The organism is Paenibacillus jiangxiensis (genome assembly GCF_046098255.1).
Classification (GTDB): Bacteria; Bacillota; Bacilli; order Paenibacillales; family Paenibacillaceae; genus Paenibacillus; species Paenibacillus jiagnxiensis.
The window spans coordinates 1-13,448 of record NZ_JBJURI010000020.1 but is presented as its reverse complement, the minus strand read 5'-3'; the positions used below and the strand labels follow the sequence as shown (position 1 = coordinate 13,448).

Sequence of the window (13,448 nt, the reverse complement as noted above, 5' to 3'; positions counted from 1 at the left end):
GACATCCCTCTTTCTGTTTTGCTTATTCTTCATCCGTGTCACTGACCCATTTCTTCGCCTGCATTCTGCGCTGCAGCAGAATCAACAGCAGGCCTGCCGCCAGAGAAAGCCATACGGCAGACCAGCGTCCCGCTCCGCCAGCCAGCAGCGGCAGCCATAGAAGGACAGCTGCAGGAAGCATGATCTGCATGTAAAAACGGAGAAAGGCGTTCCCGCGGGCGCTCTCCGGGATCGGATAAAGCTGCAGCCACAGGGAATCCCGATGTGTCCGCCGCAGGGCGGCAAGCTGTACGCCGATTAAAAATACGAACAGCAGATATACAGCGCTGCCCGCCCAGCCCCCGCTCAGTATCCAGATCAGCAGCAGCCCCAGAATCAGCAGCCGGGTCACGATGCCCGCTGGCTCCGTGCGGCTGAAGGTCTTCACCAGCAGGTAGCGGTAAGCCGCCTCCCGGCTCCAGGGAATACGGCTGCCGAGCCAGGCCAGCCAGGGCCGCCGCGTCACCCGCTGCGTCCAGGCGGGTACGTCCACGAACCAGGCGAGAGTGCGCATGACACGTCCCGCTTGAGCCTGCTCCACCCGAATCAGATGCTCCCACGGGACTTTATGCTTGGCCGGCAGGCGCAGGACGACGTAATACAGCGCCGCCACCAGCAGGATGAACGGCAGGCTGCGCAGCGGCGGCTGCCATACCCAGGCGCCGATGGTAAGGACGGCAAGCGCCCAGCGCAGCAACCTGTAAACGCCCGCCACGCTCCGCGAAGCCATATGCAGCTCCTGCCAGCCACCGTAGCTGAACAGCAGCTTCAGCAGCACAAGCAGAAGCAGAAACCACAGGAGCGGCCGCGGAGCTTCATCGCTGCGGATATACAACGGCCACAGCAGCATGAACATAAGCAGCATGCCGATGATTTTATACACCACTCCGCTGATTCTCGCGCCGCTGAAATATACGTGCAGCCGGTATTCCTGCGGACGCAAAAACACGATATCCGCGTCATTCAGGTACGTACGGAAGCTGCTCCAGGCCGCGGGCACCGCGAGCAGCAGCATGATCCACCGGATGGGCAGGTCCGGCGGAAGGTGAAGGATCAAGGAAGTATACCAGGCGGCAAAGGTGATCAAGAAGGCCATGAACAAAGCCGCCAGACCGCTTTGCATAACGTAGCCGAGATACGGGAGCACCTGCCCCCAGAATGCGGCCCGTCTTTCCCTGCGCAGTGCTTTCAAATCCATGCTTATTCCCTGTCCTGAACGAGAGAATAAAATACTTCTTCGAGGGGAATGCCCGGTTTCCCCGCCTGTGCCTTAACCTCATCAAGCGTGCCCTGTGCGATGACGGCTCCCCGGTGAAGCACAATGAAACGGTCGCAATAATTTTCAATGGTGGACAAAATATGCGAGCTCAGCAGAATTGAAGAGCCGGAGCGCTTGATCTCCACCATAAAGTCAAGCAGTGAGCGAATGCCAAGCGGATCAAGGCCCAGAAACGGCTCGTCAATAATATATAGCGGCGGCCCTGCCAAAAAAGCGCACATAATCATTACCTTCTGCCTCATCCCTTTGGACAGGTGCATCGACAGGCTGCCGCTTTTCTCCTGCATGCGGAACAGGTCCAGCAAATGCTCTGTTCTGGACTGAAAATCCGCTTCGCTTACTCCGTAAGCTCTGGCCGTAAATTCAAGATGCTCCATGACGGTCAGCTCGGGATACAGCTCCGGCGCTTCGGGTACAAAGGCGATCGCCCCCTGATACTGTTCAGGGTTCTCCTCTCTCCTATGGCCGTTTACGCGGATTTCGCCGCGTTGCGGAGTCATCAGCCCCAGAATATGCTTCATCGTCGTGCTCTTGCCGGCTCCGTTCAGGCCGATGAGTCCCACCATTTCACCGGGCTGCACCTCCAGCGAAATATCGTGCAGCACCGGCCGCTTCGCACTGTATCCGCCCGTCAGTCCGCTAATTTGCAGAACAGGATTCTTCTGCATGGCTTCCCCTTCTTTCCATCCGGCAATCCGCCCCTGCGGCGGTCCCACCGGATATCCATTGTTTACGGTTATTCCTCCGATGGCTATTACTCAGGCTTCTGCCCCTTTTCCTTCAACCATCTTGGAGCCCCTTTATTCTTCCGGTCACGCTCCCGCTCACTTTTGCTTTTGAGCCCGTTCTGCGACTGTCCGCCTTTTCGCGCAGCAGGGCGGGGCGCTGCCTTCATGCCTCTGCCTGCAGCAGGAGCAGCCGGCCGGGACACCTCCGTCTTAGGCTTGGCCGGTGCCGTTCTGCGCACGCCCGTCTGGCCCGGCTCGATCACCATTCCATTCCGCAGCATACGCTCGCGGACATCCTCCCCGATATCACGGGAGAATTTGTTCATGATGAAGCGCTCCCGTTCAGTGATAATGGAGATGACCGTGCCCTTGCGGCCCATTCTTCCCGTGCGGCCGGCACGATGCACGTAATGCTCCGAATCCGGGGCCGGATCGAATTGAATGACCATATCCAGCCCTTCGATATCCAGCCCGCGCGCGGCCACATCCGTCGCCACCAGCAGCTTGAGCTTGTCCGCGCGGAATTGGGACAGCACCGTGGCACGGGTTACTTTATCCGCGTCGCCATACAAAGCGGCTGTCTTCAGCCCGACATGATTCAACTTTGCTTCCAGCTCCCCGATGGTGTCAGTCATGTTGACAAATACGATTGCCTTGCGCGGATTATAGGTCCGCACAATACGGCGCAGTATATCCGCCTTATCCCGTTCCTCACAGACAAAATAGTAATGCTCAAGTCCAGCCGCCGTCACTCGTTCCGGCTCAATACCGACCTCGGCCGCATTCTTCATCTCCCGGCTGGCCATCGCGCGAATATCCTCGCTGACCGTAGCCGACAGGAACACAAGCTGCCGGTCGCGCAGCGCGCTGTTGATGATCTGGTTCACTTCGCCCGCATCGCCAAGCTGAAAAATCTGATCCACTTCATCCACCACGATGGTTGAGATGTTGTGCATCTTCAGCTTCTTCAGAGCGATCAGCTCCCGCACACGCCCCGGCGTTCCTACCACCAGCTGCGGATGCTCGCGCAGCTTTTCAATCTGCCGCTTCACAGCCGCTCCGCCGATCAGCCCGAGCACCCCCATATCGCTGTCCATATAGCGCTGTGCTTCACGAACGATCTGCATGGCCAGCTCCTGACTGGGGGCCAGCACCAGTTTCTGCGTAGCTTTCAGCTCCGGCTTAATACTTTGCAAAATCGGCAGCAGATAAGCCAGCGTTTTACCCGTGCCGGTCTGGGAGCGGGCTATCACATCCCTTCCTTCCAGGATGAGCGGAATAGCTTCCTGCTGAACGGGAGACGGCTCCTCAATTCCGTGCTCCGCCAGTTTGGCGGCAAGAACGCCGGATACGCCCAGCGCTGCAAAATTAGATTTCATGAACAAGTCCAACCCCTATACGTAAATTCAAACGGATCTATCTATAAGATTACATTCCTCCCACCCTTAGGTGAAAGGCCTGCCAAATCCTCTTTCCGATATCCATTATATGCGAATAAGCGCCATTCACCAAATACCGCCAGGCACAAAAGGCCGAGAACAGGTGAACTTGAACCTGTTCTCGACCTTTTACCCCACACCAGAAATCGCAAGAAGTTCTTTTTGACTGACGATTTCCGTGTGATGCTTTTTAGTATGGAATATGTACAGAAGCAGCGGAGGGGACGAAGCAATTCCGGAAAAGCGAAGCGCTCGCCTTTGGCCCGAAGGGTCAACAGCGATTGTAGGAATGCTTCGTTCACGGAGCGCCTCAGAACAGCCAAACGGTCCGCCTCAGGTCAACAGCACTTCCGCTTATTTCTTATTCATCATTCTGTACGTCAGCCTGTCGGCCAGCCGCGGGAACAAATGATACAGCCTGATGCCGGCCGCGGCCAAATACGGAAGATTGACCTCTTCCTTCTGCTTCTCCATGGCAAGGACGATATGCTTCGCCACTCTTTCCGGCTTCATCATGAACCAGCGGATGCTGCCGACATATCCGCCGGATGGATCCGCCAGATCAAAAAACGGCGTGTCAATCGGTCCCGGATTAATGGTCGAAACCGTGATGCCTGTCCCGCGCAGCTCCTGCCGGAGGGCATTGCTGAGACCGAGCAGTGCATGCTTGGTTGCCGTGTAGGACGCAGACTTTGCCGTCCCGATTTTGCCCGCCATGGAAGCTACGTTCACGATCTGGCCGGACCTGTGCTCCAGCATACCGGGCAAGACTGCCTTGATACAGCGCACGGCCCCCATATAATTAACGTCCATCATATTCTCGAACTCGGGAATGTCCATCTCTGTGATCCGTTCAAATTTTCCATAGCCCGCGTTATTCAGCAGAATATCGATTTGGCCGTATCGGCTCTGTACAAGATTGACGATATGGGCAACCTGCTCGTTATCCGTTACATCCAGCGCAAACCATTCATGCCGGCCCTGCAAGCCTGCGGACAGACGCTGCAGCCTGTCCTCAGAGCGGGCGGTCAGGATCGGAACGGCTCCTCTTTCGGCCAGCATACCGGCACATAAAGCCCCAATGCCGCTTGAAGCTCCTGTAATAAAAACAACTTTGCCTTTCAGGCTGCTCATGGCTATCCCCTTTTCAAAAGAAACATCTTCTTTTCATTTTAGGAGATCATAACTTGAATATCCAGTTCACCAACCCCGTCGATCATTAACGGAATGCTCAAAGCCTTGGAGGAGCCCAAAGTTGTCATATGGGCGGATTTCATAACCTGTGGCGGTGTAATGTCCACTGTGACGCCCTGATTGGATAAAATGGTGCTTGCGTTGCCGCTGATCATGTTGCCCAATTCGGATATGGCGCTCTGTCCCATCTCATCCATTTCCGTCAATACAAAGCCGCCCATCATCAGGGAAACAATACGAAGCGCGACCTGTTCATGCAGACCAAACATCACGTTGCCGCTCATCTGTCCGGTCATACCGATCATGATCCAGATATGATCGTCAATCAGCTCTACATTTTTAACAGCAAGACTTCCCGTTGAGGGAGACACTTGAATCAGTTGTTCAATAACATTCCGCGCCGATTCCAGAAACGGATTGATTACTTCAGCCTTCACGATATCCCCGGCCCCTTCTTCAATGGGTTTTTAGTCACACTTCCAAAGTCCTAAATCAATTAGGAATATTATACTTTGATCTTTAAAATAAAAACATATATTTTAAGTTGAAACAGTATAAGATAAGCCGTGTAACCTTCTCCCTGCTTTATCGTCAAATCTCGGCCGTTTTGTTATAGCAGGCTTTATTTTTTTGTGATAAATGTCCTATTTCCGGTACATATTATTTTATCGATTCACCAAATATAGGCCTTTAGTCTATGGATGGATGATCATAATCTTACTGAGCCAAACCAGGCTCTTTACGTTGCCCTGCTGCGGGGAATCCCCTATAATTTAAGGAATATAGAGAAAACGAATACAGCATAGACTGCCCTATTCCGTTAAAGTGTGTGTTCAAAAAGTCAGGTTCTCAGCACCGAAGCGTATGCTTCCGAAGTGCGTTTTTTCAAAACGCTTGAGTTGGATGAAGCAGGGACTGAGGAGCGAAGCGTACTGGGGTACGTGAGCACCTGAAATGTTTCCGCAGGAAACATGCTTCGGAAGCATGAGCTTAGGCCCGGCTGAATTCAAGATTCGATGTCGAGTTCGCTTCCTGACTTCCTTCGTGATCAGAAGATGACTTTTTGAACTACCTCTTAAAGAGTGAGCGTAACAGAGAGGAGGGAATGTCCACATGAACATCAGCCAACTGGAGACTTTGATTACGATATCCAAAACGATGAGCTTCCGGAAAGCGGGAGAACTGCTGAATTTGACACAGCCTGCCGTGTCCGCGCAAATTAAAAGCCTTGAAGATGAATTCAAAACCTTACTGGTGGACCGCAATCAGCCTGTGACACTGACGGACCGCGGCAAGGTGTTCCTGGAGCATGCCGAACGGATTCTCGATGTGGTGGAGGAGCTTCGCCAGAAGCTTTCCGATTTGAACGAGACGCCGCAAGGGCATATCGTGCTCGGCACGACAACTTCCATTGCCATCCAGATCTTGCCACGTGTGCTTTCTTACTTTCAAGACCAGTTTCCACTGATCAAAACGTCCATACAATCCATGGCTTCCTCTGCAATCTACCAGCAGGTTGAGAATGGAATGATCGACGTTGGCATCGGATATCTGATTGAACGTAATCCGAATTTGAATACTTCGGTGCTTTATTATGATACATTCGAGCTGGTTGTGTCGCCCAGTCATCCCCTTGCTTCCCAAGTCTCTTCGGCCACGATGGAATCGCTGCGGGAAATCCCGCTGATTCTGCTTTCGCCTGACACCGTGGGACGCCGGTTCGTGGATGATGTATGCAAGAAATACGGGATTGAACCGCATGTCGTGATGGAATTGTCCAGCAGTGAGGAAATCAAGCGGATGGTGGAGATCAATCTCGGGGCGGCCATTATTTCCAAGCAATCCGTTACCCCTGAAACTCGGGCGGGAACGCTTAAAATCATTCCGATTAGCGAGCTGGAGGTCAGCCACCCTGTCGGTGTCATCTATAAATCAAGCCGCTACCTGAACTCGGCCATGCGGCAGTTTATCAGCGACCTGAAGGGGATGCCGGAAACCCATTTTATCAGTTCCGAATGAAACAGGAGGCGTTTAGCTTATGAAATTCGATCTGCATACCCATCACTTCCGCTGCGGCCATGCTGACGGCAATATCCGCGATTATATCGAGGCCGGTATTCAGGCAGGTTTGCAGGTCATCGGTATTTCCGATCACTCCCCTTATCTTTGCAGTGAGGAAGATCAGGCTTTCCCGTATATCTATATGGCCAAATCCCAGCTTGCGGAGTATGTGCAAGAAGTGCTGAAGCTGAAAAAAGAGTATGAGGGACGGATCGACGTTCTGCTCGGGCTGGAGACGGATTACTTTCCCGAATATGTGGAGCTGTACCGCTCCACCCTGGCCAAATACCCCTTTGATTACCTGATCGGTTCCGTACATAACACCGAAGGGGTCAGCATTTTCAACAAAAACCGCTGGAAAAATCTCACCAAGGCACAGAAAACAGCCGTAAAGGAAGGCTATTATGAGCTGATCGCCCAATCGGCGCGCAGCGGCATGTTTCAAATTCTCGGCCATATTGACGCCATGAAAGGGAACTATCCTCTTTTCTCGGAAATTGCGGCAGATGAAGCAATTGATAGTACCCTTAAGGTAATCGCCGAATGCCGCGTTGCCATCGAGATCAACACTTCGGGCAAAACGAAGCTTGCGGGCGGCTGGTATCCGTCAGACACCATTCTGGAGCGGGCGCTGCATTACGGAGTGGAGGTCACCTTTGGTTCTGACGCCCATATCCCGTCCCGTGTCGGGGATGAGTGGGAGCAGGTTCGCACCCGTCTGCGGGAAATCGGCTTTACCGAGTGGGTATATTATAAGGAAATGAAGAAAAAGACAGTGCCTTTGTAAGAAAAACGTCTATCGACGTACATTCAAACAAGCCAGACCAGTCTTAACTAACAAACAAAAAAAGGAGACCCGTTCACCGGGTCCCAACAGCATATATATTATTCAAAAGGGGGTCATGTATGTATTGTACCCCCTTTCTGTTAGTAGTTTTTTACATCCATGTTTCATTTATGTAACAAAATCTAGTTTTTCTTTTTAAGATCATCCATAGCAAAATAGACTTCAGATGTCAGCTCATAGACGAGCACTCCATCCTCGCCATCCAGTGGCCCCGGTATTCCGATTCTGCGGATGTAGCGAAAGCCGTTCTTAAGCAGCACCTTTGCGGAAGCGGCATTGCGCTCATGGCAGCGCCCCTCAATCCGCTTCAGCCCCAGGCTCTCTATCCCGAAGGAAAGCAGACCTGCAGCAGCCTCTGCCGCAATGCCCTGCCCCCAGCATACCGGATCAAGCAAATAGCCGATCTGAGCCTCCCCCTTCTTCTCATGCCAATGCTGAAACGAAACAAGCCCTGCCATCCGTTTCGTGTCTTGCGGAACGATCGCATAGTGAATGGAATCGAGGGACAAAGAGCCGGATTGGATTTGCCGGAACAGCCGGCCTGCCCGTTCCACTGGAGGTCTGCGGTTCCGGTTCATATATCTTATGACGTCCGGCAGCGACAGAAGCGCCCGCAGCGGCTGGTAGTCCTCCACACCCAGCGGCCGCAGCTTTATACGCTCCGTGTGAAGCTCGGGCAGCCCGCTGAGCAGGCTTTGTCTCGTCAGCATGTGCCTCCTCCTTCGATCAGCATGTTCCTCTCCCCTCGCAATATTCCATGCTTAATCCTGCAGCCCTCTATATACGGCTGTCCTCAATTCGCGAACGTAATAATCGAGAGACGGAACTCCGGCTTTCTCCGCCTGGGCAACGGCCCTTTCGATATCGTAAGGGACCCGCACGAACTGAATGGAGAACGGCGCATTCTCCTCGCTGCCAGGCAATCCCTCCAAAATGCAATACGACGCCTGCGTCAAATCCAGCGGATTGCCTACGCTTCCTGTATTAAAGAGCGTCTTCCCGTGGAGATGCTGCAAAAAGGCATTATGCACATCGCCATAACCAACAACGTCCGGTTCAAACCTTTCATTCTCTTTTTCGTCCGGGAGCGGATCGAACATCGCCAGCCGTTTCTCGGCCGGGTCCCAGGGCTGCACCCGATGGTATACGCTTTGTGGCGACGCATGCACCAGCCTGATCCGTCTTCCGCTCATCACCAGGTCATGATGAAAGGGCAATCCCGCAAGATACGCTACACGCTCGGGACCGAGCAGCTGCGCATGCCAGATGAAGTTGTCATCATCCCGTTTGGTCCCGACCAGTTCATCCCAGTTGCCGCGGACGACCACCTCGCACCGGCTGCGCACCTGTTCCGTCACTTCCACCGGATTCGGCCCTTTCCCCACCAGGTCTCCGAGACAAATGATACGGCTTATCCCCTTGTCATCAATATCCTGTACGACGGCATTCCATGCCTCCAAATTTCCGTGTATATCCGAAACAACCGCAACGCGTCCCATCCTCATCATTCCCTTTCTCAGCCCATGCTGCGGCTTCAAGCCGGACAGGGCAACGCTTATGATCAGAGTGCCGCTCTCAAGGTTATAAGCGAGACTTCAGGCCGGCACAGCACACGGATCGGCAGCTTCGTCGTCCCGACTCCTCTGCTGACATAGAGCGGCATGGCCTCCGCTCCGACGCTGTACAGCCCATGAACGTATTTGCGGCCCCCGGGCGGCGGCAGCAAAGCCCCCAGCAGGGGGACTCTGACCTGCCCTCCGTGGGTGTGGCCCGAGAGCTGCATGTCAAATCCGTAGCCGACAGCCGTATCGGCATAATCCGGCTCATGCATGAGCAGCAGCTTGAACATGCCGTCAGGCAGGCCCTGCAGTGCCGCCTCAGGGTCGGGAGCGCTCATGAAAATATCCTCCAGTCCGACGACCGCCATACTTTGTCCGTCTTTATGAATGACATAATGCTCATTTTTCAGCAGCGTAAAACCTGTCTTCTTGTATAAAGCCTCTACACCTTCCGGGATTCCGCGATAGTCATGGTTGCCGAGAATGGCGAATTTGCCCAAGGGCGCATGCAGGGAATTCAAAATCGGCACAGAGCCAGCCATGGATTCAGCATAATCATCCACGATATCCCCCGTGAAGCAGATCATATCCGGCTGCAGCCCGCTGATCACAGACGCAATGCGGCGCATATCATCTTCATCCTTGAAGAAGCCCAGATGCATGTCGCTAAAATGGAACACCCGCATATTATTAAAGCTGGCCGGGAGCCTCGGTAAATGGACTGTAAACTGTGTAACTTCCAAATTTCCCGGCTCCCACACCGCTGCATAACCTCCGGCCAAAGCGGCCGTTCCCACTGCAGCGGCGGCAGCCTTCTTCAGAAAACTGCGCCGGGATATCCGCGTTTGCCGCTCCGTTTCCGTGCGTGAAGCAGCCCTGTTGTCGGCACGTGCAGACAAAGCTATATCTTCCGTATCTGCCATATCATCCGCAGCCGGACGATGAATATGCTGACTTTTCCCCATCGTTCGTCCGTCACTCCAATCCCCGTCAATCCTCTTCTTTATCTGTTTGCTTATCTCCATTGAAAATTTTACGAAAAATGCTGTACATGGAAAGCGCATAGGTTAACGTAATAAAGCTGAAGCATACTTCCATGATGACAACCAGCCGCGCCGTGTTATCCCTTGGCGCAATATCTCCATAACCGACAGTCGTGAAGGTGGCCACACTGAAATAAAGGAAGGAAATAAACTGGCTTAGTGTATCCTCACCGATGCCGTCCCCCGAAAAGCTGCTGTCCCCGAACTGCTTGTACACGGTCGTATAGATCATCGTAAAAAAAATGATGCAGCAGGCCGTAGCCGTACTGATTCTGACCATCAGCGATTTCAAATTCACATGATCATGAGCGGATTCGGCTATTTTATTAAAAATATACAGTATGTAAAACACTGCTGAAGCCAGGCAGAACAGCAGAATCAGAGCTCTTAGCCCCCCGGTGCCGGGCACATAATTCCTGATGTCGATCAGGCCAAGCAGGTCCTCCGCCGTGACGAGCATATAGATCAGGATCGGCGCGAGCAGGACGGCTTTGCTCGTAAACCGCTTTTCAAGCCGGTAAAATCCGTAGACAAGCGCAATCAAACCGATAATGTTAAAGATCAGGATGCCGATATGCATAAGCACACCCCTTTCAGATGATGTACTCACCATTACCCGTTTCATCCCATATCCATAACCGGCAGGCTGTTTGCGCAGCGGACGGGCTCAGCCTTGCTGTATATTTTATCATAATTATACTTGAACAGACCAAACAAGGCTTTTGAAGCAATTCCATCCGAAAACATAAGAGGGTGTCCCAAAATGATATGCTTCCCATATAGTAGACAGGTGAAAAAACAAAACCCTGTTTCTATATGTTTGATCCATGAAATTACTATTTATGGTATTACCAGAATGTTATAATTTAGTTGAAATTTTTATTGTGGAACGTCATGCATGTACTAAGAAGGGGGTGGAAACTCATGAAGTTGATCAGCCGTATAATAGTAGGCATGGTATTTGGTGCAATAGCGTCAATTGTTGTTTCCTTTGTGGTTAATTTTCTCGGGGGAATGGTTGGATATACCAGCCTGAAATTTTTTTCTGCCGTCATTCCCGCTGCCATAACATTTGCTGTTATTGGAGCAATCATAACAAAAAAGCATTTTTCCAACATCTTCCTTTGGATCATTAGTGTAATCATAGCTTGGATCTGCGTTTTTCTTATCAATACGGTAGGAACCGTAATCAGAAGCTACCTTGATTTTGGTAGTTGGTTAAATGATCCGCAAGACTTAATCCCCTATGCTTTACTCATGGCAACGATAATGCTTCCAGTCACTGGACCGCTAACAAGGTACTCCATTTATCTACTTAATCGATTGCTTCACCAGCTTAAAATTGCATAACGACTTGAACTCACCAGTTAAATTAAAAAATAAAGGGTTTAAAAATATCCTGATGGATACCTCTATCAACCGGCATACTGCGATTACAGTAGTTGAATAAAAATAAGGATGCATTCCCCTCGGGGGACTACTTTAAATGAGTTTACACAAAAATATTGACAGACCCTTAAGCAACAACAAGGCGGCTCCTTACGAGGGAGCCGCCTCTATTAGGTTTTAATCTATATTTTCAATCCCCCATTCGCCTGCTTCGTTCTTAGTAAAGAAGTAGGTAATACCTTGATTTTCAATACTGCCGTCTGAGGATTTTTTTGCAAAGCGCACGCCTACTCTAATTTGTTCATCGACTTTTTCTATAAGATCCAAATCATAGAACATAAATTGATCGCTTTCGTTTGTGTAAAAGAAGCCTTCTCTTATAGATTCTAAAGACTCCTTATTCAAATTCTCTTTAAACTTTTCTTTGTTGTTCTCCACAACCGATTCAAGATTGTTCTTTAACTTGGAGATAATGTTTTCGTCAAAGAATCTGCCTTTATATTTGTCAAAGTCAATAGAGACACCTTCCTTAAAATCGGCTGCTGTGATGTCCTTAATTGCTTCTTGCTCGGCTGGGTCGATCAGACTTTCTGTGTTTATTGGTGTATTGTTGGTTGAAGGTGCTGGGCTTGTTGTGTTGGTAGGTTCTTCGCTATTGGAAAGAGTGTCAGTGTCATCTGATTTCCCGCATGCAGAGAGAAGTAATGCTCCGATTAAACATAGAGATAAAATACCGCGGGCGAGATTTTTCATTAAGTTGAATCCTCCTTGTAAGTTTTGGTATATATGTAAGAACGCAAGGGAGAAAAAAGTCGCATTTTAATATTGCGTAACGATACGCAATATGATATTATTGGTTTACGGTCCTCTGATGTAGAGAACTATACGTCGATGGGATTCGATGCACTAGTTTTCATATCCCTGCATCATCTTGACCGTAAATGATTCGTAACGATGCGTTATATAACACTATAACGTATGACCGTTTAATTTAAACTATTATTCATTGGAGGTTTTTAATATGGCAAATTTGGGCACAGATGGAGCAAACCTTATCAAAAAACATGAGGGATTTTCCTTGAAATTTTATGGAGATCCTGCTGGGTATCCAACAGTTGGATGGGGACATTTGATTACAAGGACTAAAACATATACTAAAAATACAACAGGTAATCCAAATGATTCTCTTCTAACCCAAGCACAAGCTGATGCTCTATCAAAATCTTTAAATCTAGGTTATACTTCACCAATTACTCAGTCTCAGGCAAATACATTTTTTTCTAGTGATACTGCAAAGGCTGTATCGGCTGTAAATGGATTAGATATTCCTACAGGTCATAAATTATCACAATCTCAGTTTGATGCACTTGTTTCGCTCACTTATAATGGAGGTCCTGGGGTGCTAACAACCAAAGATGTAGAAGCTATGCTTGACTATGGTCCAATATATTCAACTTTTGTTGGCCCACTTACGCAAAGTCAAATTGATAATTGTTCAAAACTAGTCAGCAAAGCATTTTCATATGATAGAAATTTGCAAAAAAGAAGAAATGAAGAAGCAACTTTATTTTGTAAAGGCCGTGTGTATACTCACAAATATCCAGTATATACACTATAGTTTAATCGTTTTAGACATAAACAAGAAAGGTCAGCCTAAAGGTTGACCTTTCTTGTTTAAAAAATTATATCACAGGCATTTTCAGAGTCGCTTATAGGATATCTTTACCTTCCTGGATATTTTCTATTCTATTAGCACAGAACTTATTACATAACCTTAATTCATTCACTCAGTCATTTTTTTAAGCTCAAAAATAGTTGCCTCTGATAACAAGATAAGCCTATCGTTATTAACAACAAAAAAACTTAAAGG

The 13,448-nt window shown here is 50.0% G+C and carries 14 protein-coding genes; 4 read left to right on the top strand and 10 right to left on the bottom strand.

Annotation, left to right across the window (positions count from 1 at the left end; genetic code table 11):
* Nucleotides 1-22: 22 nt before the first annotated feature.
* From ACI1P2_RS18700 to ACI1P2_RS18680, 5 genes are all read right to left on the bottom strand, one after another.
* The gene (locus ACI1P2_RS18700) at nt 23-1,237 is read right to left on the bottom strand and encodes an ABC transporter permease (protein ID WP_355321411.1); all 1,215 of its coding nucleotides are present in this window, start codon (nt 1,235-1,237) and stop codon (nt 23-25) included.
* A 2-nt stretch (nt 1,238-1,239) separates the two neighbouring features.
* The gene (locus ACI1P2_RS18695; protein WP_355321409.1) at nt 1,240-1,986 is read right to left on the bottom strand and encodes an ABC transporter ATP-binding protein; all 747 of its coding nucleotides are present in this window, start codon (nt 1,984-1,986) and stop codon (nt 1,240-1,242) included.
* An 86-nt stretch (nt 1,987-2,072) separates the two neighbouring features.
* Nucleotides 2,073-3,425: a DEAD/DEAH box helicase gene (locus ACI1P2_RS18690; protein ID WP_355321407.1), complete on the bottom strand. Its 1,353-nt coding sequence runs from the start codon at nt 3,423-3,425 to the stop codon at nt 2,073-2,075.
* Between the two features lie 414 nt (nt 3,426-3,839).
* Nucleotides 3,840-4,619 (bottom strand): SDR family NAD(P)-dependent oxidoreductase, encoded by a 780-nt coding sequence (locus tag ACI1P2_RS18685; RefSeq protein ID WP_355321405.1) that lies wholly within the window; start codon nt 4,617-4,619, stop codon nt 3,840-3,842.
* Between the two features lie 38 nt (nt 4,620-4,657).
* Nucleotides 4,658-5,116: a chemotaxis protein CheX gene (locus ACI1P2_RS18680; RefSeq protein ID WP_355321403.1), complete on the bottom strand. Its 459-nt coding sequence runs from the start codon at nt 5,114-5,116 to the stop codon at nt 4,658-4,660.
* 676 nt (nt 5,117-5,792) lie between these two features.
* On the opposite strand from ACI1P2_RS18680, the gene ACI1P2_RS18675 reads away from it, so the two are divergent.
* Together ACI1P2_RS18675 and ACI1P2_RS18670 are read left to right on the top strand one after the other, a co-directional pair.
* Nucleotides 5,793-6,698, top strand: a complete 906-nt coding sequence (locus ACI1P2_RS18675) for a LysR family transcriptional regulator (protein ID WP_355321401.1) — start codon at nt 5,793-5,795, stop codon at nt 6,696-6,698.
* A 19-nt stretch (nt 6,699-6,717) separates the two neighbouring features.
* Nucleotides 6,718-7,527 carry a histidinol-phosphatase gene (locus ACI1P2_RS18670; protein WP_355321399.1) on the top strand — a complete coding sequence of 270 codons (810 nt, stop codon included), beginning with the start codon at nt 6,718-6,720 and terminating at the stop codon, nt 7,525-7,527.
* Nucleotides 7,528-7,709: 182 nt separating this feature from the next.
* Here the strand turns inward: ACI1P2_RS18670 and ACI1P2_RS18665 are convergent, their stop codons facing one another.
* The 4 genes from ACI1P2_RS18665 to ACI1P2_RS18650 form a co-directional block, all read right to left on the bottom strand.
* Nucleotides 7,710-8,297 carry a GNAT family N-acetyltransferase gene (locus tag ACI1P2_RS18665; RefSeq protein ID WP_355321397.1) on the bottom strand — a complete coding sequence of 196 codons (588 nt, stop codon included), beginning with the start codon at nt 8,295-8,297 and terminating at the stop codon, nt 7,710-7,712.
* Between the two features lie 51 nt (nt 8,298-8,348).
* Entirely contained in the window at nt 8,349-9,086 is a 738-nt protein-coding gene (locus ACI1P2_RS18660) for a metallophosphoesterase family protein (RefSeq protein WP_355321633.1), read from the bottom strand.
* 62 nt (nt 9,087-9,148) lie between these two features.
* Nucleotides 9,149-10,111: a metallophosphoesterase gene (locus tag ACI1P2_RS18655; RefSeq protein WP_355321395.1), complete on the bottom strand. Its 963-nt coding sequence runs from the start codon at nt 10,109-10,111 to the stop codon at nt 9,149-9,151.
* Nucleotides 10,112-10,136: 25 nt separating this feature from the next.
* Nucleotides 10,137-10,814: a potassium channel family protein gene (locus tag ACI1P2_RS18650; RefSeq protein ID WP_408976268.1), complete on the bottom strand. Its 678-nt coding sequence runs from the start codon at nt 10,812-10,814 to the stop codon at nt 10,137-10,139.
* Between the two features lie 299 nt (nt 10,815-11,113).
* Between ACI1P2_RS18650 and ACI1P2_RS18645 the strand changes: the two genes are divergently transcribed.
* Nucleotides 11,114-11,539 carry a hypothetical protein gene (locus ACI1P2_RS18645; protein ID WP_355321391.1) on the top strand — a complete coding sequence of 142 codons (426 nt, stop codon included), beginning with the start codon at nt 11,114-11,116 and terminating at the stop codon, nt 11,537-11,539.
* 216 nt (nt 11,540-11,755) lie between these two features.
* Here ACI1P2_RS18645 and ACI1P2_RS18640 read toward each other — a convergent pair whose 3' ends face one another.
* Entirely contained in the window at nt 11,756-12,331 is a 576-nt protein-coding gene (locus ACI1P2_RS18640) for a hypothetical protein (RefSeq protein WP_355321389.1), read from the bottom strand.
* A 268-nt stretch (nt 12,332-12,599) separates the two neighbouring features.
* Between ACI1P2_RS18640 and ACI1P2_RS18635 the strand changes: the two genes are divergently transcribed.
* Entirely contained in the window at nt 12,600-13,196 is a 597-nt protein-coding gene (locus tag ACI1P2_RS18635) for a lysozyme (protein ID WP_355321387.1), read from the top strand.
* The last annotated feature ends 252 nt before the right edge of the window (nt 13,197-13,448 follow it).